This is a genomic window from Vulcanisaeta sp. EB80 (genome assembly GCF_002078205.2).
Genome location: NZ_LCWN02000002.1, coordinates 47,128 through 70,355 on the forward strand (window position 1 = coordinate 47,128; position 23,228 = coordinate 70,355).

The 23,228-nt window shown below is 45.5% G+C and carries 26 protein-coding genes; 16 read left to right on the forward strand and 10 right to left on the reverse strand.

Annotated elements, in window-relative coordinates; genetic code table 11:
- Positions 1-76: 76 nt before the first annotated feature.
- On the forward strand, positions 77-1,408 hold the full coding sequence (locus B7L70_RS00770) for an NADP-dependent malic enzyme (protein WP_081225993.1): 1,332 nt from the start codon (positions 77-79) through the stop codon (positions 1,406-1,408).
- Between the two features lie 2 nt (positions 1,409-1,410).
- Here B7L70_RS00770 and B7L70_RS00775 read toward each other — a convergent pair whose 3' ends face one another.
- Complete coding sequence (locus B7L70_RS00775; RefSeq protein ID WP_202908653.1) at positions 1,411-1,707, reverse strand: UPF0147 family protein; 297 nt, start codon at positions 1,705-1,707, stop codon at positions 1,411-1,413.
- A gap of 275 nt (positions 1,708-1,982) precedes the next feature.
- On the opposite strand from B7L70_RS00775, the gene B7L70_RS00780 reads away from it, so the two are divergent.
- The gene (locus B7L70_RS00780; protein WP_081225995.1) at positions 1,983-2,447 is read left to right on the forward strand and encodes an Lrp/AsnC family transcriptional regulator; all 465 of its coding nucleotides are present in this window, start codon (positions 1,983-1,985) and stop codon (positions 2,445-2,447) included.
- A 78-nt stretch (positions 2,448-2,525) separates the two neighbouring features.
- On the forward strand, positions 2,526-4,880 hold the full coding sequence (locus B7L70_RS00785) for a DNA-directed DNA polymerase (protein ID WP_081225996.1): 2,355 nt from the start codon (positions 2,526-2,528) through the stop codon (positions 4,878-4,880).
- Positions 4,881-4,942: 62 nt separating this feature from the next.
- Here the strand turns inward: B7L70_RS00785 and dnaG are convergent, their stop codons facing one another.
- Positions 4,943-6,280 (reverse strand): DNA primase DnaG, encoded by a 1,338-nt coding sequence (dnaG, locus tag B7L70_RS00790; RefSeq protein WP_081225997.1) that lies wholly within the window; start codon positions 6,278-6,280, stop codon positions 4,943-4,945.
- 100 nt (positions 6,281-6,380) lie between these two features.
- On the opposite strand from dnaG, the gene map reads away from it, so the two are divergent.
- On the forward strand, positions 6,381-7,292 hold the full coding sequence (gene map / locus B7L70_RS00795; RefSeq protein ID WP_081225998.1) for a type II methionyl aminopeptidase: 912 nt from the start codon (positions 6,381-6,383) through the stop codon (positions 7,290-7,292).
- Between the two features lie 3 nt (positions 7,293-7,295).
- Here map and uppS read toward each other — a convergent pair whose 3' ends face one another.
- A complete protein-coding gene (uppS, locus tag B7L70_RS00800; RefSeq protein WP_081225999.1) occupies positions 7,296-8,012 on the reverse strand; it encodes a polyprenyl diphosphate synthase in 717 nt (238 codons plus the stop codon).
- Between the two features lie 112 nt (positions 8,013-8,124).
- Between uppS and agl3 the strand changes: the two genes are divergently transcribed.
- Positions 8,125-9,291 carry a UDP-sulfoquinovose synthase gene (gene agl3, locus B7L70_RS00805; protein ID WP_081226000.1) on the forward strand — a complete coding sequence of 389 codons (1,167 nt, stop codon included), beginning with the start codon at positions 8,125-8,127 and terminating at the stop codon, positions 9,289-9,291.
- A gap of 41 nt (positions 9,292-9,332) precedes the next feature.
- Complete coding sequence (locus B7L70_RS00810; protein ID WP_081226001.1) at positions 9,333-11,195, forward strand: threonine--tRNA ligase; 1,863 nt, start codon at positions 9,333-9,335, stop codon at positions 11,193-11,195.
- A gap of 278 nt (positions 11,196-11,473) precedes the next feature.
- On the opposite strand, the gene B7L70_RS00815 is transcribed toward B7L70_RS00810, so the two are convergent.
- The 4 genes from B7L70_RS00815 to cyoE form a co-directional block, all read right to left on the reverse strand.
- On the reverse strand, positions 11,474-11,875 hold the full coding sequence (locus B7L70_RS00815; protein WP_081226002.1) for a DUF86 domain-containing protein: 402 nt from the start codon (positions 11,873-11,875) through the stop codon (positions 11,474-11,476).
- Positions 11,872-12,273: a nucleotidyltransferase domain-containing protein gene (locus B7L70_RS00820; RefSeq protein ID WP_081226003.1), complete on the reverse strand. Its 402-nt coding sequence runs from the start codon at positions 12,271-12,273 to the stop codon at positions 11,872-11,874. The genes B7L70_RS00815 and B7L70_RS00820 overlap by 4 nt, the downstream gene beginning before the upstream one ends.
- Before the next feature lie 126 nt (positions 12,274-12,399).
- Positions 12,400-13,065 carry a DUF981 family protein gene (locus B7L70_RS00825; protein WP_081226036.1) on the reverse strand — a complete coding sequence of 222 codons (666 nt, stop codon included), beginning with the start codon at positions 13,063-13,065 and terminating at the stop codon, positions 12,400-12,402.
- Positions 13,066-13,343: 278 nt separating this feature from the next.
- Entirely contained in the window at positions 13,344-14,198 is an 855-nt protein-coding gene (gene cyoE / locus B7L70_RS00830; RefSeq protein ID WP_202908654.1) for a heme o synthase, read from the reverse strand.
- Positions 14,199-14,348: 150 nt separating this feature from the next.
- Here cyoE and B7L70_RS00835 point away from each other — a divergent pair, with 150 nt between their 5' ends.
- From B7L70_RS00835 to B7L70_RS00845, 3 genes are read left to right on the forward strand one after another with little or no spacing between them, the layout of a single operon-like run.
- On the forward strand, positions 14,349-15,968 hold the full coding sequence (locus tag B7L70_RS00835) for an ATP-binding protein (RefSeq protein ID WP_081226004.1): 1,620 nt from the start codon (positions 14,349-14,351) through the stop codon (positions 15,966-15,968).
- 46 nt (positions 15,969-16,014) lie between these two features.
- On the forward strand, positions 16,015-16,974 hold the full coding sequence (locus tag B7L70_RS00840; RefSeq protein WP_081226005.1) for a hypothetical protein: 960 nt from the start codon (positions 16,015-16,017) through the stop codon (positions 16,972-16,974).
- Between the two features lie 36 nt (positions 16,975-17,010).
- Positions 17,011-17,367, forward strand: a complete 357-nt coding sequence (locus tag B7L70_RS00845) for a hypothetical protein (protein ID WP_238376017.1) — start codon at positions 17,011-17,013, stop codon at positions 17,365-17,367.
- A 183-nt stretch (positions 17,368-17,550) separates the two neighbouring features.
- Here the strand turns inward: B7L70_RS00845 and B7L70_RS00850 are convergent, their stop codons facing one another.
- A complete protein-coding gene (locus B7L70_RS00850) occupies positions 17,551-18,228 on the reverse strand; it encodes a DUF2848 family protein (RefSeq protein ID WP_081226007.1) in 678 nt (225 codons plus the stop codon).
- A gap of 105 nt (positions 18,229-18,333) precedes the next feature.
- Here B7L70_RS00850 and B7L70_RS00855 point away from each other — a divergent pair, with 105 nt between their 5' ends.
- From B7L70_RS00855 to B7L70_RS00885, 7 genes are all read left to right on the forward strand, one after another.
- Positions 18,334-18,792 carry a hypothetical protein gene (locus tag B7L70_RS00855; RefSeq protein WP_081226008.1) on the forward strand — a complete coding sequence of 153 codons (459 nt, stop codon included), beginning with the start codon at positions 18,334-18,336 and terminating at the stop codon, positions 18,790-18,792.
- Positions 18,793-18,837: 45 nt separating this feature from the next.
- Positions 18,838-19,125: a 50S ribosomal protein L37ae gene (locus tag B7L70_RS00860; RefSeq protein WP_202908655.1), complete on the forward strand. Its 288-nt coding sequence runs from the start codon at positions 18,838-18,840 to the stop codon at positions 19,123-19,125.
- An 18-nt stretch (positions 19,126-19,143) separates the two neighbouring features.
- Positions 19,144-19,719, forward strand: coding sequence for a Brix domain-containing protein (locus tag B7L70_RS00865; protein WP_081226010.1), 576 nt, complete (start codon positions 19,144-19,146; stop codon positions 19,717-19,719).
- Entirely contained in the window at positions 19,712-19,963 is a 252-nt protein-coding gene (locus tag B7L70_RS00870) for a CTAG/PCC1 family protein (RefSeq protein WP_238376018.1), read from the forward strand. Before B7L70_RS00865 ends, B7L70_RS00870 begins: the two co-directional genes overlap by 8 nt.
- A 63-nt stretch (positions 19,964-20,026) precedes the next feature.
- Positions 20,027-20,404, forward strand: coding sequence for a prefoldin subunit beta (locus tag B7L70_RS00875; protein WP_081226038.1), 378 nt, complete (start codon positions 20,027-20,029; stop codon positions 20,402-20,404).
- Between the two features lie 94 nt (positions 20,405-20,498).
- A complete protein-coding gene (locus B7L70_RS00880; RefSeq protein ID WP_238376019.1) occupies positions 20,499-20,765 on the forward strand; it encodes a DUF3194 domain-containing protein in 267 nt (88 codons plus the stop codon).
- Positions 20,752-21,687 (forward strand): bifunctional oligoribonuclease/PAP phosphatase NrnA, encoded by a 936-nt coding sequence (locus B7L70_RS00885; RefSeq protein WP_238376020.1) that lies wholly within the window; start codon positions 20,752-20,754, stop codon positions 21,685-21,687. Before B7L70_RS00880 ends, B7L70_RS00885 begins: the two co-directional genes overlap by 14 nt.
- Before the next feature lie 62 nt (positions 21,688-21,749).
- On the opposite strand, the gene B7L70_RS00890 is transcribed toward B7L70_RS00885, so the two are convergent.
- Positions 21,750-22,586: a hypothetical protein gene (locus B7L70_RS00890; protein ID WP_081226013.1), complete on the reverse strand. Its 837-nt coding sequence runs from the start codon at positions 22,584-22,586 to the stop codon at positions 21,750-21,752.
- Complete coding sequence (locus B7L70_RS00895; RefSeq protein ID WP_081226014.1) at positions 22,534-23,127, reverse strand: hypothetical protein; 594 nt, start codon at positions 23,125-23,127, stop codon at positions 22,534-22,536. Before B7L70_RS00895 ends, B7L70_RS00890 begins: the two co-directional genes overlap by 53 nt.
- Positions 23,128-23,228 lie beyond the last annotated feature (101 nt).

Consider the following 23,228-nt stretch of genomic DNA (forward strand, 5'->3'; position numbering starts at 1 on the left):
ATAAATTTACTATATTGAGCAAACGTCGAAATAATATTAAGAAATCAATATAAATCCTAACATTAATGATACCGCGATGAGTGAGGAATCAGAAAAGTGGTTTAAGATCGCCGTAGAAGCGTCTAGGAGATATGGCGGTAAGGTAATGGTTTTGCCAAAGGTACCCGTCAGGAGCCTTCAGGACTTCTCAATATGGTACACACCGGGCGTTGCTGCGGTTTCTAGGGAGATAAGTAGGGATGTTGATAAGTCATTCGAATATACATGGAGGTGGAACGCTATAGCCGTGCTCACAGACGGCACTAGAGTTCTTGGTTTAGGCGATGTGGGCCCGGAGGCTGCGATGCCCGTTATGGAGGGTAAATCATTGCTCTATAAGTACTTAGGTGGTGTTGATGCCGTGCCATTGCCTGTGAGAGTCAGTACGGCTGATGATTTGGTTAACATTGGTAAGGCTATAGAACCAGCCTTCGGAGGTATAAATCTCGAGGATATTGAGTCGCCAAAGTGCTTCTACGTACTCGATAAGTTGAGGGAGGAGTTGAAAATAGCAGTTTGGCACGATGACCAACAGGGTACAGCGGGCGCAATACTCGCTGGCTTAATCAATGCATTTAAGATCGTCGGTAAGAGGATGGAGGACTCCACAATAGTGTTTATTGGGGCTGGCGCTTCGAATATAGCGGCGGCGAGGATATTAATTAAGGCTGGCGTTAAACCCGGCAACATAGTACTCGTTGATAGCAAGGGGATACTGCACCCTGAGAGGGAGGATATGGATAAGCTAATGCTAACCAACCCGTGGAAGTACGAGTTGGCGTTGAAGACTAATGCGGAGAGGAGGAGGGGTGGTATTAAGGAGGCCCTGGTTGGTGCTGACGCCGTTGTTGCAGCTTCGGTGCAGGGCCCTGGTGTGATAAAGAAGGAGTGGGTTAGGTCCATGAATAAGGACCCAATTGTGTTCGCGCTGGCTAACCCAATCCCGGAGATATGGCCTTGGGAGGCTAAGGAGGCTGGTGCCAAGGTAGTCGCCACAGGTAGGAGTGACTTTCCAAACCAGGTGAATAACTCACTTGTTTTTCCAGGCGTGTTTAGGGGCGCGTTGGATGTTAGGGTCAAGACCATAACTGATGAGATGATAATTGCCGCTGCCCAGGAGATTGCCAACTTCGTTGGTGATAAATTGAGCGAGGACAAGATATTACCAACAATGGAGGAGTGGGACTTCTATCCAAGGGTTGCTGCTGCGGTTGCTGTGAAGGCTGTGGAGCAGGGTGTTGCTAGGAAATCAACGGGTTGGAAGGAGGAGTATGAGAGGGCGAGGGAGATAATAGCAACGGCTAAGCTTATGATCGAGACACTCTTTGGCAAGGGCTTAATCAGGAATTTACTTGGCGATTTGGCTTAAGGCTATACGACATCCTTTATCTGCTCAAGTATTGCTATTACCTGTAAAAACACAACCCTACTAAAAAGTGGCATGTTGGGGTCTGCCAAGGCCTCGTCCAAAATACTTATTACGGTTGATGCCTTTAAGCCCGGGCTCATGTTCGGATCCATCAATATTCTAACAGCCTCGCTAGCTGACCTCCTAATATTCCTGGGTATTCCCATGTCCTGCACGACCCTGGTTAGGTAATAAAGGGCCTGCTTTATTCTCTCATCCGTCTCATCCTTACTTAACCCGGGTGTTTGCTTACTCGACATTTTCAATCACCAAGAAGGGTTATGTTATTGGAAATCGTTAATAACCAATATAAAAACATTTTTCCCGATTTATCTCATCACGTGGTATGGACTTATTCATATTTTTTCATGGTTTAGTTATGTATGAATTATTTGCTTTCCCTTGGGCATATTAATGATTAAGTGGTTTTTGTTTTTGTCCGTTCCTACGATAATTATGTGAAGTTATCGGCAATAAAGTAAACATTTTTATAACAAGCGAATGATTTTTAAATGAGACATGAAATACTTAGTTGATGTCAATAACGGAGGAGGTGGATCAGACGGATATTGAGATTTTGAAAATGTTGCAGGACGACTGTAGGGTAACGCTTGATGAGATGGCGAATAAGTTAAAGATCTCTAAATCCACTGTGTACTATAGGATAAAGAAGCTCGAGAGACTCGGTATAATACTTGGGTGCCATGCAAAGCTAAGTCCTGAGAAGATGGGTAAGGATTACGTAGCCATTATACTGGTTAAGGCGAAGTACGGACCTGGTTATCATGAGAAGGTTGGTCAAAAATTGGCTGAGATCACGGGAGTCACCGTTGTTTACTACATATTTGGTGAGTGGGACTTTGTGTTACAGGTTAGGGCTAGCGGTAAGGATGAGATTCTTAGGATACTTGAGCAAATAATGAATATGGAGGAGGTCGAGAGGACGTCAACGTTGATCGTGGCCAAGGTCATTAAGGAGGATCCCAGACTACCCATTTAGGATTGAGGCAGGAATTAAAGTGCCATTAAAATCCACGATGAGGTAAGTTTAAGATAAGCACTTTAGTGTTAGTTCTTAATGGAATTAACATTTTGGTTATTAGACGTAACCTACGGGGTTGTGGGCAACACACCCGAATTGAGGTTATTCGGCATTACCAACAATGATAAGAGGGTGCTGGTCCTGGATAGGTCATTCAGACCCTACTTCTACGTATTACCCTCAGGGGATCCAAGCACCGTTTTGGCAAATATTAAGCGTAAGCTTGAGGGTAGGGTGTTGGGTGTCGAGCTTGTTAAGCGTAGGTTGTTTGGTGGTGAGGTTGATGCCATCAAGGTTACGGCAACAATACCCGAGAAGGTTAGGGAGCTCAGGGAGATCGCTGCGGAGATACCCGGCGTCAAGGATGTGCTTGAGGCAGACATCAGGTTCTCGCAGAGGTACTTACTCGACATGGGTGTTAAGCCCAGCAATTGGGTTGTTGTTGATCAGTGTGAGGAGGTTAAGGGTAATTACCAAGTCGACCTGGTCTGTCTGGCTAAGACGAGACCTAGGATGATTGAGGAGCACAAATTACCAAACTTCAGAATCATTGCGTTGGATATTGAGGTTTATAATCCAAGGGGTATGCCGAACCCTGATAGGGATCCCATAATAATAATATCTACAATGACTAAGGAGGACGGCATCAAGATGTTCGTTGCTGACGATAGTAAGAACGACGCTAAGATAATTAGGGAGTTCGTGGATTACCTGAGGAAGTACGACCCAGACATCATCGTTGGTTACAATAATAACGGCTTCGATTGGCCATACCTGGTAAATAGGTCATCTAGGGTTGGTGTTAAACTCACGATATCGAGGATGGGAAACCCACCCGAACCCAGTGTCTATGGTCACTGGTCAGTTATTGGTAGGGCTAATGTGGACCTTTACAACTTCATTGAGGAAATGGGTGAAATTAAGGTTAAGAGCCTTGATAGGGCTGCGGAGTTCCTTGGTGTCATGAGGAGGGATGAGAGGGTCTTAATACCTGGGCATAGGATCTATGAGTATTGGGACGACAAATCAAAGCGCGACCTCCTCCTTAGGTACGCCAGGGATGACGTGGTTAGTACTTACGGCCTTGCCGAGAAGTTATTACCCTTCGCAATACAGTTATCCTCAATCTCAGGTCTACCGCTTGATCAGGTTGGTGCATCAAGCGTTGGCGCCAGGGTTGAGTGGATGATATTCTACGAGGCAGTCAAGAGGGGTGAGTTGGCACCTAATCGTGAGGAGAGGCCGTACGAGACATATAAGGGTGCTGTTGTACTAGAGCCAAGGCCGGGTCTTCATGAGGACATTGCTGTAATAGACTTCTCCAGTATGTATCCGAGCATAATGATGAAGTATAATGTCTCGCCGGACACATTGGTGATTGGTGATTGCAATGATTGCTATGTGGCTCCCGAGAATAACTACAGGTTTAGGAAAACGCCAGAGGGACTATACCCAGGCCTGCTTAGGGTTCTGGTTGAGAGTAGGCGTAAGGTTAGGGAGTTAATGAAGAATTACCCAGAAAACAGCCCTGATTGGGTTCTACTCAATGAGAGACAGAGGGCGCTTAAGGTAATGGCCAACGCAATGTATGGCTACTGCGGTTGGTTGGGAGCCAGGTGGTATAGGCGTGAGGTCGCCGAGGCCGTGACAGCGTGGGGTAGGAACCTACTTAAGACCGTGATTGAGAAGGCGAGGTCCTTAGGTTTGCCGATAATTTACGGTGATACGGACAGTCTGTTCGTTAAGAACATAGGCGATAAGGTTGATGCATTAATAAATTACATAAATAATGAGTTGGGTTTCGACGTTAAGGTTGATAAGGTCTACAGAAGGGTTCTATTTACGGAGGCCAAGAAGAGGTATGTTGGGTTGACAATAGATTGTGAGGTGGATATCGTCGGTTTCGAGGCTGTTAGGGGTGATTGGGCTGAGGTGGCTAAGGATGTCCAGGAGAATGTTGCTGAGATCGTACTTAAGACAGGTGATGTGGGTAAGGCTGTTGCATATGTGAAGTCAATCATCGATAAGTTAAAGGCGTTCCAATTCGATATTGATGACGTCATAATATGGAAAACCCTGGATAAATCGTTGAATGAGTATAAGGTACTAACGCCTCATGTTGCGGCAGCTAAGCAATTGATTGAGGCGGGTTATAAGGTTGGTAAGGGTGATATGGTTGGTTACGTAATAGTTAAGGGAGGTGGTGCAAAGCTTGCGTATAAGGTCAAGCCCTACATACTCATTAAGGACATTAGGGAGATAGATGTTGATTACTATATTGAGAAGCAGGTAATACCAGCCGCCATGAGGATACTCGAAGTCCTAGGCGTTAAGGAGTCACAGTTAATGGAGGGCAAGGCTGGCAAGTCAATACTCGATTTCTTCCAGTAATCGTTGATACCCTGGCGTTGACGTAAAACGAAACCAAACAATGGTTTTACGTCAAACTATGATTACTTACTAGCCTTGCTTAGGTACTCATCTATAGTTAGTATTAACATGTCGGTGGGGACCTTCGCTATGTTACCTACCCTCGACATTAATAGTAACTTAACGCCCTTGTTAGACGCCACATCAACAAGCCTCTGTGTGCATACGCCATCGAAGATCACGGCATACGCATTAGGTAACTGCTGTAATGTATCCACTAGATCCCTAACCGGTATCCTCTTGATCTCATTCCAGTGATCATCATATATTACGGCCTCTAACGTACCACTTAGCTTCTTCATCTCCTCAATTACGTTTTGAGGCAGCTGTGGTAGTTCAATACTTGGTTGTTGTGGTTGGGTTGTTACCTGCGTTGTTTGTACTTGCACAGGTTGCGCTGGTTGTGGTGTTACCTGTATTGGTTGCGGGGTCTGTGGTTGTTGTTCCTGAACAGGCACCTCAACAGCCTGGGCCTGCGGTACCTCCTGGGCCTGCCTTGCCTCCTCTATCAACTTCCTCTCCCTCTTTTCGAGACTAGCCAGGTACTCCTCAGCAGGTACCTTATTCCTAAGTGCCTTTGTTATTTCCTTTGCCGTCAATTGCTCAACCTCCTTACCTGGTGGTGCCCTGGCTATGTAATCAATATCCGCATACTTAAGCAACTCCCTGAGCAGCATCTCCCCTCCCCTGTCGCCATCGACAAAGGCTATCGTAGTCTTCTTCTTACTCAACTCAATAACGGTCTTTGGAATACCACCACTTGAACCGCCAAGCCCAATTACGTTCCTAAAGCCGTGCTTAACCAGGTTAAGTACATCAGCCCTGCCCTCCACAATGATTATGGTGTCAGCAGTATCAACCTCAGGGCCTGCTGGTAATTTCTCTGGGCCGTACTCGACAACCTCGGTCTCCCTAATGCTCTCCATGAACTTCGTAATTAACTCCTTAGTGTCTGGTAATGTCTCATGCTCAACGAACTTCAGCAACTCCCTGGCTCTATCGAATACTTTCTTCCTCTTTTCCTCCCTTAGATCCTTAATCTCTGTGACCTGGATCTTTGCGTTGTATGGGCCAACCTTATCCACGGTCTCTATCATGGCTGCCACAAGGGCTGTTTCGTACCTATCCAGGTTCGATGGTATGTAGACCTTACCAACGGTCTTATCACCCTTATACTCAGCCTCAACCTCAATCCTCCCAATCCTTCCACTCATCTGTAACTCCCTTAGATCTAGCTCATTACCGAGCAACCCCTCGGTTTGGCTAAACAAGGCACCTATTATGTCGTACTTCTCCACAGTACCTTGAACCTCCACATTCGCAACTATCAAGTACTTAGCTACTATGGTTAAGGCTCCCATTACGACACCAACTAACTCATGACTAACCGGATTAAAATAGTTTCTCTTTAGTAAGATACAGGCACCAAAGGACAAGGTTATTTAAACGGGTAGTTACCCAATGCACGTGTCCACAGACCTAATAAAAATTTATGAAAAACTTGGTAGTATCGCCAGGGATGCTCTTAACTACGCATTGTCGATAGTTGAGCCCGGGGTACCAATACTCGAGCTTTGCGGGAAGATAGAGGATAGGATAAGGCAAGGCGGTGCAAAACCAGCGTTTCCAGCAAACATTGGGATTAATAATGTTGCGGCCCATTACACGGCCACGGTTGGGGATAGCTCGGTAATACCCAAGGGTTCAATCGTTAAGATAGACATTGGAGCCCACATAGATGGTTACATAGTGGATACGGCAATCACGGTATCGTTCAACCCAATGTATAATCAATTGATCAAGGCCGCCGCGAAGGCTCTCGAGGCTGCGCAGTTGAGTATGAAGCCGGGAGTAACAATGTCCATGGTTGGGGCACAGATCGAGAGGGCGATAAGATCCTTTGGGTTTAAGCCCATTGAGAATTTGAGTGGACATTTGATAAGGAGGTATGAGTTACACGCTGGGAAGTCAATACCTAACTACGACAATGGTGATAGGCAGAGGATACTAGAGGGTGAGGTGTACGCGGTGGAGCCGTTCTCGACAAACGGGGCTGGTTACGTGGATGATTCACCGCAAGTCACGATATATAGACTAATGAAGAATCCCAAACCCAAGGATCCCCATTACGACGTTCTCGCGTATGTAGCCAGTGAAATAGGACCACTGCCGTTCACACCAAGGTGGTTGGTGCCTAGGTTCGGTGATGCGGTCGTTAGTGTGGTGGATAAACTATACAATAAGGGCTACGTCTATGGTTATCCAGTGCTTGTTGAGCATGGTAAAGGCTTGGTGGCTCAGGTGGAGGATACGTTCATAATAACGAGGGATGGAGCAATACCCGTGGTTAACGTACTCTCACTACTAAAGTGAGCGTTACCTCCCAAACCTCCTCTCCCTCCTGGCGTACTCATCAAGTGCTTGCTTTAGGTCCTCCTTCGTTATCTCAGGCCAATACTTATTCAATACGTATATCTCGGAGTAGGCTGTTTCGTAAAGTAGGAAGTTGCTTAACCTATATTCTCCCCCCGTCCTTATCACCAGGTCTGGTTCGGGATGTGGTTCATCGTTCAAGTATAGGTAATTAAATAGTGTGTCTTCGTTGATATCGTTCATACCCAATTTCCCACTATTGAAATCAACGATTAACTTCCTAACGGCATCAATAAGTTCCTGTCTGCCTCCATAAACCACTGCCAGGTTTAGGTAGTGGTCTGAGTAGTCCTCGGTTGCTCTCTCGGTGAGTTCTATTTCTCTACGGATATCCTCAGGCAATAACCAGGTCCTACCTATTACCCTCACCCTAACCCTATTCCTATGTATCCTCTCATCCATCCTTACTTTAATCAATTTCTCCTTGAGTAATCTATACAAGAGCTCTAGCTCAAACTTCGACCTACCCAGGAAATTCTCCGTGGATAGTACATAGACCGTCACAACCCTTATGCCGAAATCCAATGACCACTCTAGAAACTCCTCAACCTTGTTAGAACCAACCCTATAGGCCTCCACTATTGATAATCCCATTTTCTTAGCCCACCTCCTATTCCCATCTGGTATAACGCCTATGTGCATCGGCAGTGAATTCATCATTAGCCTTATGCATTGTTGTGGAATGACTTCTTTTAAAGTTATGCGTTACCAAGCCTCGGTGCTTGGTACGTAATAAATTAATACTTGCACAACCTCGGCTCTATGGGAACTAATGAGGGTCTTGGTGCTAGGAATTGATGGTTACCTAGGTTGGGCCTTAACACTTAGGTTGATTAGGAGAGGGCATGAGGTTTTTGGAATTGATAATTTCTACACAAGGAAGGCTGTGGCCGAGGTTGGTTCTGACTCGGCACTTCCGATACTGTCCATGAAGGATAGGATTAAGGCTATTGAGGAGGTTTTCGGAACCAAGATCGGGTTTGTGGAGGGTGACGTAACTAACTATGACTTAATCAAGAAGGTAATTAGTGAGTTCAAGCCTGACGCCATAGTTCACTTCGCTGAGCAGAGGTCTGCGCCGTACTCCATGATTGACGTGGAGCATGCCAAGTATACAATAATTAATAACCTAACATCGACATTAAACGTAATCTACGCAATTAAGGAGCTTGGTAAGAACATACATTTGCTCAAGATGGGTACGCTCGGTGAGTATGGTTACCCAGCCTTCAGGATACCAGAGAGCGCGTTTGTCGATGCTGTGATTCAGGGTGTTAGGGATAGGATTGTTGTGCCCAGGTGGGGTGGTTCTTGGTATCACTGGAGTAAGGTCTTCGATTCATACATACTACTCTACGCCAACAAGCTTTGGGGCTTAACAATAACAGACTTCCACCAAGGGCCTGTCTATGGTACGAGGACTGAGGATATTGTTAGTGAGGAGTTATTCACGAGATTTGATGTTGATGACGTGTGGGGCACGGTGATAAATAGGTTCTGCGCCGAGGCTGTTACCAACCACCCACTCACCATATACGGCAGTGGTTTACAGAAGAAGGGCTTCACGTCGCTTGAGGATACGATTAGGGCTTTGGCTGCGTTAATAGAGAACCCGCCGGAGGATGGTGAATTCAGAACCGTGCATCACTACAGGGAGATAAGGACTTTGAATGAGATGGCGGAGTTGGTTAGGAGAGCCTCTAGACAGATCCTTGGTTATGAACCAGAGATTGCGCATTTACCGAATCCTAGGGTTGAGCCTGAGGAGGATCTATCCTATGAGCCTGAGAGGAAGGTGTTAGCCCGTTTAGGTATTTATGGGTTGACGAGGGTTATGGATGAGGAGGTCGCCGTAATGCTCAAGGACCTGGTGCCTTATGTGGATAGGGTTAGGAGGATAGAGGCGTTGTTCAAGCCCAGGGTCAGGTGGAGAGATTAGTGTTGAAAATAAATTAATACTAGTCAGTACTGCCGTAATTGATGAGATTACTCTTCATACATGCAGAGGACTTCTCATACCAGGTTAGGGATAAGGCTGTCGAGAACCCGGAACCATTAACGCCAGACCTGGAGAGGGGCTCTGCGAAGAACGTGCTTGTGGTCTTCATGAGTGTTGAGGAGGGTGATAGCGAGGATCCGAGTTATATAAGCTATGTTACTGACCAAATACTCGATGTGTTGAATAGGGTTAAGGCATCGCAGATAGTCCTATACCCGTATGCGCACCTAAGCCCAAACCTGGCAAGCCCCAGTAAGGCGTTGGGCGTTTTATTGGCGGTTTACAACAACCTCAGGGAGAAGTCCCCAGTGCCGGTCTCAAGGGCACCCTTTGGTTACTATAAGGCGTTTGATATAAAGTGCTATGGCCACCCACTATCGGAGTTAAGCAAGTCCCTGAGCCCAACCATGGTTACCACCCAAGCTAAGCAGCAGGTGGTTAGTAAGGATTACTACGTGGTACTGACACCCAATGGGGAGGAGTACGATGCAACAAAGTATCAGTTCAAACCCGGCGAAGAGGACTTAATGGCGCTTGTTGAGAAGGAGGTATTGAGGAAGGAGCTTGAGGGTGGTGGGGAGCCTAGGTACATTGATTACTGCCGTAAGTTCGGTTTTGAGTGGGAACCGATGAGTGATGCCGGCCATATGAGGTATGGACCGGCTGCAACGTTAATGATGGAGCTTGTTGAGGATTACGCATGGAAACTAGCGAATGAGTTGGGGATTCCTGTCTTCAAGATTAGGGGTACCAACATGTTTAGGCGCGGCGAGAGGGCTATTGATGAGCATGCCAGGTTGTTTAACGAGAGGATGTACACAATCGAGGGTGATAGGGACGAGTTAATCATGAGGTACGCAGCCTGCTTCCAACAATTCGCCATGATAAGGGATTGGGTCCTGAGCTATAAGGATATACCCGTGGGGATGCTTGAGGTGGCTGATAGCTATAGGTATGAGCAACCAGGCGAGACAGTGCTGTGCTTTAGGTTGAGGAGGTTCTACATGCCAGACCTACACATATTCACAAAGGATCTAAATAATGCCATGGAAGTTGCGCTGAAGCTTCATGAGATAATATTTAGGGAGATCAGGAGGTTGGGTAGGGATTACGTGAGTCTCTACAACGTGACCAAGCAGTTCTACGATGAGCACAGGGACTACCTAGTCGAATTAGCTAGGCGCGAGGGTAAGCCAATACTCGTGAGGGTAATGCCCGAGCAGAAGTACTACTGGGTCCTAAATGTGGAGTTCCACATAGTTGATGAGTTAAGGAGACCTAGGGAGATAGCCACATTCCAATTTGACGTAGGTAACGCCCAGAGGTTCGGTATAAAGTACATGGGCGAGAACGGTGAAGTGAAGTACCCAGTCATCATACACACGGCAATACTAGGCAGTGTTGAGAGGTACATATACGCACTCCTTGACACGGCAGCAATCACGGAGTCAAAGGGCGGAGTGCCCAGGCTGCCGACGTGGGTTGCTCCAATACAGGTCAGGGTAATACCAATAGGCAAGGATCACTTACAGTACGCCAACGACATAGCCTCGAAGCTTGAGGATAGGATGATTAGGGTGGACATCGATGATAGGTTCGACGAGACACTCGCGAAGAGGATTAGGGACGCAGAGACCTTCTGGGTACCGTACATAATCGTGATTGGGGACAGGGAGGTAAAGACTGGAAAACTGAGCGTCAGGGCGAGGGGCGCACAGAAGGTCGTGGAGATGGGGATTGACGAGTTGATAAACAGGATTGAGGAGGAGATTAAGGGCTACCCAAGAAGGCCGTTAACAATGCCCAAGTACCTAAGCAAAAGGCCCTCAGGCATATTATCATAAAGCAATCAGAACTCTTCCCAATCATCACGGCATCAGGCAGCAGCCCTTATCTTCACCAAGATTCATAAATTTACTGGAAAATAAAATATTTCTATGCTTCAATTTTACAAGGAAATCACACCTAACCTGATATCCATATTAAGATACAACTTAGTTTAGGTAAATCCTAGATATTTTGTGTTTTATTTTTAGGATTTTATGAAGAGATGTGTTAAAACTCACGAACAATAGGGATCATATACATAAGTTAAATCTATATATGTTTATGTTAAAGTAATCTAGGGATCTATCCCTCTCTTCTTTAATTCATTAACGATTTTCAAAGCTAGGTAATACACCCTTTCAAACTCCCTCTCTGTTATAATCCTTCTAACGATTTCCAAATCAATCGATGCGTACGCATGAACCGCGATATTTCTAAAGCCTACCACACGCCGATAAAACTCGAACTCCTCCTTACTTATTATTCCAACATCCATTAGCTTTTTACCAGCTTCAACGTAACCCTCAACCTTAAGTCCCAATTCTGAGCAACCCTTCACTACAATATCGATTAGAGCCTGTGCTTGGATCTGTAATAAGTACACGCCTGCATAAAGTGCTCTCCAGTCATCCAAGGTTAATTCCTCTAATCTCTTTGTATATTCTCCTAGGCTTTCAATTAATGAGTTTATGATCATTTCAACACCCTTTCCACAGCTTTTAATTGTGTTTCATGTATTTTCAATTTTTCGTAATCTACCACGAAGTCCAGGCAAATGCCCATCATCCTCAACCATTGTCTAGAGTAGAATTCCTCATCATCGTAAAACACGACCTTACCGTTGAGGATCTTTAAAACCAATGCACATGGTAGGTCATCGAAGAGGTTTAAGGGTACTATGTCTATCATATCCTCCCTAACATTTAGGTGCTTCGATAGGGCATAAACTAGGCCGGCTATGTACTCAAGTTTAAAATCGGAAAAGTAAACCGCAAAATCCCAATCCCACCTAAAACCCCTGCCAGTAACTCTTGAACCGAAAAGTATCGCAAACCTAACATTGTGTACTTTCCAAGGGAAATTTGATAGATCCATGAGATCAATTCTCCCAACCAGCTTTTAAATGCTGTGTTGCCTTGAGAGTTACGTTAAGAATTTGTGGATTTAATGAATGAAAATAATGATTTTTATTGTTTTAATTTAGAGACCTTAATATTGTGCTTAGCCTGATGTACCATACCATGGTGCCCACTTCATCCAAATCAGGGTGTGTTGGAAGGTTGCACTTATCCCTATGAAGAACGCGAGTACTCCAGAAAGTATTAGGAGTATCATGACTATAGCCCCTACGTACCTACTGGCATTGCCCCTAGGCAGCATGGCACCGGGACTTATCAACATGGCAAGTCCAAGTAGTATGTACATGCCACTGGCGAAGAGGGGCTCTGTAGTTAAGCCATGCATTAGTATGTCAACACCATACACAATGACTGGTATGCTGAAGAGGGCAATTGGTAATGATAAATACCTCAAATCAACGCCCAGGTACATGGCTAACCCAAGCATTAGGGAGACCAAGCCGAATATGGGCCAAGCATCCGAGAACATTAAGTTGTATGGGCCAGGTAGTGGCCAAGTCATTGATGCCCATAGGCCTGTGGCTAGTGCGTAAATTCCCACGGTAATGAAAAATAGGCTTAGGCACTTATTCACGTTTAAGCAAACGGTTACGGGTCTCTCCATTTGGGCAGTTGTTGTACTCGAACCGTCAGTGGCAATCCTAGTGGGTCTTCTAACGAAGTTTACGAAAACCCCATACGCAGCGGTTATCAGTGTTATGCCGAGTGTCATTAACCATATGTCCAGTGTGTCTATGAACAAGGCCATCCCAACCACCGGCTCCCTCATAAAGCTGTAAATATATATTTCTTTATTCAAATGCTAAAAATGCATTCTATACAATGGTTTTTAAATTATATGTATTTTAATAATTAAATGAATATAAAATAATTATTTTGAATTTATTAAAACTCAAATGTATATAAATACATAGCCTCGTACAGCGATAACGTTTTTGATGATCTTCACGTATTTATTAAAATACTATTTTAAGATAAGGACTTATTAATGAGGAGGGATCTCGAAGTTGAATGTGTGAAGATGGGTTATTTTATGATTGATAGTGCCATGCCTAGGATTAGGAATACTGTGAGTACTGGAGAGCTTGCCTTGAACATGCTCCAGAAGGCATCCCTGTTAGGTCTAATCATAGCTTTAATGCTGTAGTAGCTACTCCATGCGGCTGTGGCTAGTAGTATTACGAGGCCTATTATGTTTCTGAAAAAGTATAGGTAGAGGATTAGCATGTATATGTTAGAGGCGATGTTTAGGAGGGCTACCAGGGACATTGCCCTGTCCTCACGCATTTCCAGGGGTAGCATTTTGATGCAGGTTCTTGCGTAGTCATCCTTCTCCCTAATCACTAGGCTCCATATGTGGGCTGGTATCCACAGGTAAACGGCCATTGAGAGTAGTAGGGCCTCTAGGTCGAGGGGCCTTGCCAAGACCCAACCAGTCAATAATGCCGCATTACCCGCCAACCCACCAATTAGGATGTTCGACCAACTCCTGCACTTGAGGAGTACTGTGTAGACTATTGCGTAGAAGATCCAACCAAGCACCACGAATACCGTGGGCCAAAGGCCAAGCCATATGTACGAGAGGGCGAACCCAATAATCGATAACGCCAAAGCCTCGATTAATGCATTGTTAGGGCTTATCCGACCTGACGGTATTGGTCTACTCATGGTCCTACTCATCCGTGCATCAATATCCCTCTCGTAGTACATGTTGAATGCTGCGGAACCACCCGTGCTTAACAAGCCCACTATGGTTAATTCCACGATGTAGGTAATGCTCAATCTAGGTGCTGCGGCGAATATATAACCTGCTATGGCGGCTAGTACTAACAGCCAAATGACCCTTGGCTTCATTAACAGTATGTAATCCTTGACGGTCACATTCAAACAGTAACCGAGCCTTGAAATAAAAACTTTATTTCAGCGGTTGTGTAAAGTAATTGCCAATTCACTATTCATTTATTTTAACTGCATTAGTGAGTCCGTATTTTGTTTAATAGCAATAAATCAGCAATCCAATGCATTAATTGCGTGAGGATTGGTGTTGTAATTAGGGCCCAAAGCCCCAGGGCCTTTTGGTTCAGGGTATTCGATAATGTGGAGGATAGGATAAACGTTGGTTCATTCGTGACCCTTGAAAATCATGAGACCGGGGTTGGCGAGCCAATACTTGCCAGGGTTACCAGGGTTGTTAGGCATAATTACCTCGTTGACGATAGGGTCATTGCCCAATTGGGTAATGAGGATGTCATAAACACGTTTAGGGATTACGGAATAGACATACAGTACATTGCCCAATCAACCATAGCCAGGGCCTCGGTCATTGGGTATAGGGTTGGTGCGAGATTCGCTAAGCCCCTAAAGCCTCCTAAGCCAATGGACTTCGTTTACCTGCCCACTGAGGATGAGCTCGGTAGAATGCTTAGGCTTGGTGATGGTGGTGTTAGGGTGGTTATTGGTAATGTCAGGTCATCATCAATACCAGCCGAGTTGGATGCGAATAAGCTCGTTTCGCAGCACTGTGCAATACTTGCAGCAACGGGTGGTGGTAAGTCCTGGCTTGCCGGTGTAATCATTGAGGAATTGACCATTAAGGCCGAGCTCCCAATAATCGTGATAGACCCACACGGTGAGTACTCGGCTATGCAGGTTCCCAGGGTTGATTCTGAGGATGCGAAGTTCGTGTCTGGTCTAGTTAGGGTTTACGTGCCTGGTAAGGTTGATACCACAAGCTTTGATGATTATTTCAAGGCTAGGTTTGGTGTGGGTAGGAGGTATGTTAGGTTCGGCATTAACCCGAGGTCTCTATCCCTCAGGCTTGTCGAGGGCTTACTTGATCATTATTATGGACTTACGGATGCCCAGAGGAGGATTCTTGAGGAGGCTTGGCAATACGTTGGTATGAGCGATGAGTTAACAAGCCTAGATGAGTTCCTAAATGACCTGGAGAGGAGTGGTGGGAGGATTGTGAGGGGTTACGGTAATGAGCTCGCCCTATCCACGTTATTAACCAAGGTCAGGATGCTCGTTGAAAATAGGCCCTTCTTCATAATCAGGCCTGGGGAGTTTTATGGGAACGAACCAATAAGGTTACTGGACATTAGGGAGCTCCTGGAGTCGGGAGTTCACGTGCTAGATTTAAGCGGCCTGGATTTAGTTGATCAACAAGCCCTGGTCTCGCTAATACTTAATGAAATATTTAGGCTATCGGCAAGGAGGAGGGATAGGCCCGTGCTTGTTGTTGTTGAGGAGGCGCATAATTTCGCTCCATCGGTTGGCTCTGCGCTAAGTACGTCAACCCTGATAAAGATTGCCAGGGAGGGGCGCAAGTTCGGTGTTGGTTTATGCATAATAAGTCAAAGACCGTCTAAGGTGCACCCTGACGTACTTAGTCAATGCCTGACCCAGGTTTTCAAGAGGATTATTAATCCCGTGGATCTTAAGTACGTGAGGAATGTTGTGGAGTTTGTGTCTGATGAGGATTTGTGGGAGATTAGGGTTTTGAATGAGGATGATGCCTTAGTCACTGGTGTGGCGACATTGACGCCATTACCCGTAAAGGTCAGGGATAGGCTTACTGAGCATGGTGGTATTTCACCAATGTTAACGCCGAGATCCACTAGGGGCGCTGACATAATAAGTGTGAAGTAGAGGGTTCGGTAAAACTTTTAATGTTCTCTCTCGCAATACCGTAATCGTGAGGGTAATCTTAGGCACCCCAATTCGTTCTAGACCAAAGCCTTGGCTGTTTTTCCGCGTGCCTGCGGTTATGGTTAACGCGTTCGACATAATTAGGAGTGGGATTGGCGGGCATGTTGTGAAGAACGCGCTTCAGTATGATGGAGAGGTGTGGATGGATAGTGGTGGTTATCAATTCCTCAGACACGGTAAAGTGCCTGATATAGAGGATTTAGCCGTTGTCTACGATAGGTACTGGGATGTTAGGTACTTCCTAAATCTCGACTACCCACCAAACCCTACGGACTCTGAGCATGATCTCGAGCTCAAGCTTAAGGCATCCCTCAGGAACTACGAATACCTAGTGAGGCGTTTTAACAATGTATTACCTGTAATTCACTATCATTGGAGGACAAACATAATCATGAAGTACCTAACCAAGTACCTAGATTATAACCCACCATGCATAGCCATAGGTGGTTTAGTGCCCTACGTATTAATAAGCAGGGGTGTGCCTAAGAACTCGAGGAAATCAGCACTCGAGTTTTTACTCAGGGTTAGGCAGGAGGTCGATGTTTGCATCCACGTACTCGGCCTTGGATCACCTGTGATAAATCCAATACTCAAGCTCATGGGCATAGACAGTACGGACACAAGCACCTGGAGGGTTAAGGCTGCGTATGGTAAGGTCGTGATGCCCGGCGGTGGTGAGAGGCACGTTAGTGGTAGGGAGATTAGGTTTGGTGGTAAGGAGGCTACTAATGAGGATTTAACTAGGTTGTATAGGTTCCTTAGGGAGACCGGATTCCCCCTGATTGATAGATTCTTCGAAGATTTAAGGACAAGTTTCGAGTATAGGGCCTTGGTTAATGCATGGGTAGTCCTTAACTGTTATGAGGTACCTAGCACTGGTGTGTTTAGGAAGTTATATAACGAGTTTGAGTTAATGCTTAGTTTACCAAGCGAGACTGCTAGATAGGGACAAACGGAAATATTAATTAACACCGGGTACCTTATGGCATTCGTGAAGAGGGCTCGGAAGAATTGCATTACGTTAGTTACGGATGTGTGTAATGACTCACTTGATAGGTTTAAGAGCGTGCTTAATGCGGCGATTAAGAGGGCTGGCTTTGGCGGTGCCCTGAGGGTCCTAGTTTATAAATGCAAGGATTTAGACTTCAATAGGTACATTAGGGAGTTGAATTCAGTAACGGCTAATAATTACACCGTCACGATCTTCGTTTATGAATTTAACGATTTAAGCGAGTTAATTAAGGAGATTGATAAGAACATCTTCAGTGGGTGCGATAACACCAGTTTAATATCAACCATAGAATTACCAATAAGCGCTAATTATGAAAGACTGAAATAAAAACAATAATCCAACCTCACCACGACCCTTCCTGCCCTGAAGAGCGGCATAAAAGGCAATTGTATGAAGAATTCGTTGATGAATGAAATGATGTTGGAGAAATGGAAATGAGGAAAAACGGAGCGTCAGCTTAGCCCAGTTCATCAGTGATCAGCCCTTGCAAGCCTCGTCACTGGGTAACGGTCACTCAATCCAGTAGTAATGCTCTATTGATCTATTTAAGACTGGGTCATGCAGTTCCATTTCGAAGTATCCTGTGGGTTTTATCTGGCCCTTTATTGTTGGTATTGTGCCTGAGAACACAACAACATTCTTTAGGTCAGGTACGACCTCGCGTATTAAGTCGATGAGTTTATCGGGAGTTAGTAGGAACTTTGTGGTTCCTTCTTGATAAAGCACCTTCGTGTCATTCTCAAGTATCCAACTCCTCAGTATTAACTCATCCCAATGATCCTCAATTTCCCTAAGGGCCCATACCCTCCTGGCGACTATCTTAGGGTACATGTGCTTGCCCGCCAATAAGCTACACCGTTCTGCCTCCCTATCTGTATGATCACTACCAACCGTTACGTACACCTCATCCTCGTTCTTAATTAGCAATACGTACTCAACCTCACCACTATGTAAGTCACTCACCCTCCTGATGTAGTTGCTTGTCGTGACTAGGTAGGGCTGTAAGACGTAGATCTCCGGCACGTTTTTAGGACCGCTAATGCCTATCCTACTTAATTCCTCCACCTCCTTCTTAATCACGTCCGTGGTTCTGCCGGACCAAACGAATATCACTAGGTCACTGACGGCGATCTCAATATCCCTCTCATTACCGTTCTTGAACTCTATGGTGACGTTAAGTCTATGCATAGACGAGCTCTGGTTTATAAAGCAATCACCTTATTAAATTTTTAGTTACCCATTATGGCACTAAACAGCGGAAATGCTAATTAATACCAGTCAGTGATTAGTTCGATGCTCTCAGAAATCATTAGGTTCGGGCTTGTTTCAGAAATAAGGCTCTCAATACCCAATGTTGACGATGCCCTGGACTACCTAAGGCTAATGCTGAACAACCTCATAGGCCTAATGGCATCAATACCACCAGCCCTAGCCCAAAGCGTTAAACCAGAGATACCCGTGTTCATTAGGGTTGTGGGTAATGACGCGGAGTTATCCATACACTACTCACCACTGATGCCGTTGATTAGGGTTAGGACATCGAAGGACCTGGTGAATAAGATGAGCGGCATAAGCTTCATAGGAGTCGTCCTCGACTCAGGTGGTACCGTTCTAAAAATGTACAAGAATAGGGATGAGATGGGTAGGGATAGGGAGAAGTTATTGCTTGTTTTTAGGGTCTTCATGAACTCAGACATTGAGTTACAACCATTACCAAGCGTCTCCAGGGGGCAGGGCGGCGTGATAATATAATCGAAGGGAGAAACACTTTTAACTGCTTAAGTCATGTCGGTTATTGTGCCGTTCAGCCACACAAAGATCGTGGGACCAACAGGACGCTTTGGCGCTAGGTACGGCATGGGTGTGAGGAGGAAGGTGCTTCAGATAGAGGTTAAGCAGAGGGGTAGGCACAGATGCCCAAGGTGCAAGTCCCTGGTTAGGATGGAGAGGATAGCCTTTGGTATATGGAGATGCCCAAGGTGTGGCTACACCTTCGCTGGTGGTGCCTGGGTGCCGCAGACTATAATGGGTAAGACAATCGCCACGGAGGCAGCGGCTAAGCAGGGAGTAAAAACCAGTGCTTAGGTAAATATGTAATTCATTATGGGCCTTATTGTGCTAACATCATCACGTAACAGTGGAATAAGGATGAGGCAGTTCCTCAATGAGCTTGAACCTGCCATACCAAATGCCGTTAAGGTGAATAGGGGTAGATTATCAATAACTGATCTTGCGGGTAAGGTGTTGAGCATGGGTGCAACTAGGATCATTTACTTCAGTTCCAGAGGTGGTAACCCGCACATAATGCGTTTTATCAAGGTTAGAGAGGGTTTCATCGAGTTCTTGCCATATGTAGTGAGGATACTTGGTGTTAAGTTGTTGATAGACATGCAGGTTAGGGTTAGGCAGGTTGGTAAATCCCGTAGTGCCATTGTAATCTCACTGGGTGAGTACTTCGATGTGGCTGACGTACTCAGTGAGCAATTAAGTGTGCCTAGTCTTAGGGTTCAGGACTTCGATAGTGTCAGGGGCATGTACGATACCTTGTTCGTAATACGTAAGGCCGGGGACTCTTACGAACTACAGATACTAAATGGCAAGGATCTTGGTCCCTATGGTCCATTCATGAAAATAAGCGATGTTGCCTATGCAAAGCCTAGGGTGATTAGGGTTGGATGAGTGCCGATTCAAGGCGGTGTTTACCGTGGAAGGTTTTGATAAGGATCTCATTATTAAGTCGTTCAAGACCCTTGAGAGGGAGATGAGGTTTAGCAGAGGTTTTGTCTCTGTGGATGTTGTTGGTGATGCGGTTGTGATAACGGCATGCGCGAGGGATATAACGAGCCTCAGAAGTTTGATTAATGGTGTCACCAAATCCCTTTATTTAATATTTAAGGCAGCCGGGTTAGGCGAGGTTGATTAATGGATTTACTGCCTTTGCCATAGAGGATTAATGCTTATTAAGGCTTTAATTGTTGGTGTATTGATGAGTTCATTACCACCCTCATTACAGTCAGACCTGGAGAAGCTTCAGGCGTTACAGGACCAATTGAATAGCGTTAGGGTTAGGAAGCAGCAGTTCGAGAGCGAGTTAAAGGAGGTTGAGAGGGCTATTTCCGAGATTGAGAAGGTGCCTACTGACGGTAAGGTGTACAAGATAGTTGGATCCTTCCTGGTTCTGGTAACGAAGGATCAAGCATTGCAGGAGCTTAAGGATAGGAGGGAACTCCTTGAGCTTCACATAAAGACCTTGTCGAGGCAGGAGAGCATGTTGATGAAGCAGATCGAGGACCTGAGGAACCAGATTAATGAGGCTTTGGCTAAGTTGCAGGGCGGCGCCGGGGCTGTGAAGGGCGGTGGTTAGGTGATGGGTAATAAGTGATGGAGAACTAAATGAGTTACTTAGTGAGATTATAAATGCCATTGCGGAGCAGGTATATGAGTACTTAAGGCGTAGATTGCCAGAGAGGCTCCTTGAGGATATAGTGATAAACGTAAGTCTTGCAGATCCCACAAACTACATAATCGAGATTAGCATCGATGCATCAGCAAGCCCATTATTTAGTGGGCTTGATAATGTGGTTAATGAGGCTGTGGAGTTCGGGTTTAAAATAGCGGATTACCTAATGGGCATGTTCAAGAGGGGTGAGTTGTACGGTAGAGGGCCTGGAGAAATTGAGAGAATTGCTAGGGAGTACGCAAAGAGTTTGCGTGATAACACATAGGAGTGCCGACCTAGATGCCTACGCCTGCGGTGTCGCCATTAAGGAATTACTCGAGAGACTAGGGCTTTCGGTAACCCTAGTCACACCCGAGGGTGTTTCTCAACCCGTTAAGTCGTTCTTAGCTAGGAACTCCATTAAATACCTAGAGAATGAGTCATGCGATCCAGAGAGTGCGATTGCCGTGCTCGTTGATGTGAGCACGTTATCCCAGGTAAATGAGTTGAGGGATTTCGTGAGGGGTAAGCGGTTGGTGGTAATTGATCATCACGAAATCCACAACATAAAGCCAGACCTGGCCGTAATAGACCCATCGGCTACAAGCTGCTCTGAAATTGCCGCATTGCTATTTAAGGAGGTAGGTATTGAGCCAAGTGCGGAAACAGCCAAACTATTAATTGGCGGCATACTCAGCGATAGTGGTAGGCTTAGTAGGGCTAGGGATTTAACCTTCGAGGCACTGGCCTGGCTTCTCAGGATTTCCAGGGTTGATTACCAGGAACTGGTGAGTTCCATGATTACGGAGGTTACGTTCTCCGAGAGAATGGCTAGAGTTAAGGGTTTGTTAAGGATGAGGGTGTATAGGGTCGATGAATTATTAGTATGCCTAAGCAACGTCAATGCCTACGAGTCATCCCTCGCAGATACAATGCTTAGGGCTGGTTGCGACCTAGCCCTCGTGGCTTCAGAGCACGATGAGGAGGTCAGGATGGTTGGTAGATCGAGTAAGAGACTTCAGGGCATGCTGTCACTGGCGGACCTATTTAGTGAATTAGCGCAGTACTTCAACGGTGAGGGTGGTGGTCATGCCACGGCGGCTGCATTGAGTGTTAGGGCTAGGATTGATGTGTGGACCCTATTGCTGAAGGCACTTGAAAGGTTTGAATCGATGGTTGGGAAGAAGGCTGTGAGGGTTATGGACTAAGTCTTGATAATGCGGATAGTTTTATTTAATTTTGACCTTTAGCGAGTTAGATTATGCACAATTTATCTAAGTCTGTATAATGCCGTTGATAGGTGATATTCCATATACATTACTATTTCATGTATTAGTATCTCCGCATTAACCTGACCATCGTCTCTAATCAGCGTACCACTGGGCTTTGGTATATTATTAGGCGCAGGAATTACTAGGGACTCATTGAAAGCGCCCTTCATTATAGACCCATCACCGTCTATGGATGTGTTGGTGAAAATGGTTAGTACACATTGTGTATACCCCACAACCTCTGATTGGTAAGTCGGTGCTAGGTATTGCACTGGTGTTATTGGTATTGTGGTCATATTGTAGAAGTCGTAGGCCTGTAGGTAGCCGCCAAATAGGAGCGAGCCGTTGAGTAGGTAAAGCCCTAGTGGGTAATTCTTGGTTCCATAGATGGGTATTTCATAGTCGCTTTGTGTTACGTAATACACGGTGAGTATGTAATAGGTGCCAGGGAGGCATGTGGGGTTGATGACTGTGCCATTGGGTAGCAGGAGTATGGGTGACGTGTAAGCCAATGGGCCAAAGGGCACCAACCTGGGTCTTTGGTATACGGTATAGCCATAATTGGTGATCTCACCAACCGTCTCGTTGGGTATTAACTCAAGTTCATTAATTAATGTCGAGTTTGCATACTCAGAGAATCCATACTTAAGCACCTCAAGTACCTCGGAGAATCCCTGGCTCGGCCAGGGTGTTGCGTTTATACCCTGCCCAACCCAGGTGTAGTAGATGCTTATGCCCGGTAGGCCAACCTCGTAGTATGTTGACCTTGTTCCCGTGGTTGGGTTATAACCATAGTAGTAATTCCATAGGTAGTAGGGTTCGCCATTTACCGCCATTAGGTAACCCCCCAATCTCCGTTAAATTATTTAATAAATCGGTCAAGTCCTCCAATCCAGTCCTGAATGCGAACACTACGTAACTATTACCACCGAGGTTTTCGGTAATCACCACGTACCACTGGGCATAGATTTGTTGTGGGAATACTAGGTAGAGCGGTACCTCCAGTTGCCAGGTTATGCCGCCTGTATCGTTGGCTGTGGACGTGGCTTTGAGAATTATGGACTGATTAGCACTAACTGGGGTTGCGTTGGTTATGTATATCGTGAATTCCTGATTAGCGGTGGCGAACCACACAGGTGTTGTGTTGACTACCAGGGTATCCTCACGATAGAGCAGTGGGTATGTGCTGGCTATGCTTGTTAGAAATGCGGTTGTTGGTCTTGAGTCTGTCAGGTTCATGCTTATTGTATAGGTTCTGTAGATTACCGGTGTAGGAGCTGGGCCATACATTTTGCCTGCATAAATATTTAATGCGGATAATATAAATATTATCGCTAGGAATAGTACTATTAATAATATTTGCTTGTTTGTAGTCATCATTGGGTGTAAGATGAACTTTTATATAAAGGTTTTTTGTTCGTTATTAGTTACTGAAATTATGAAACAGAAAGTATTTTAGGGAGCGCATTTTTAGTGTA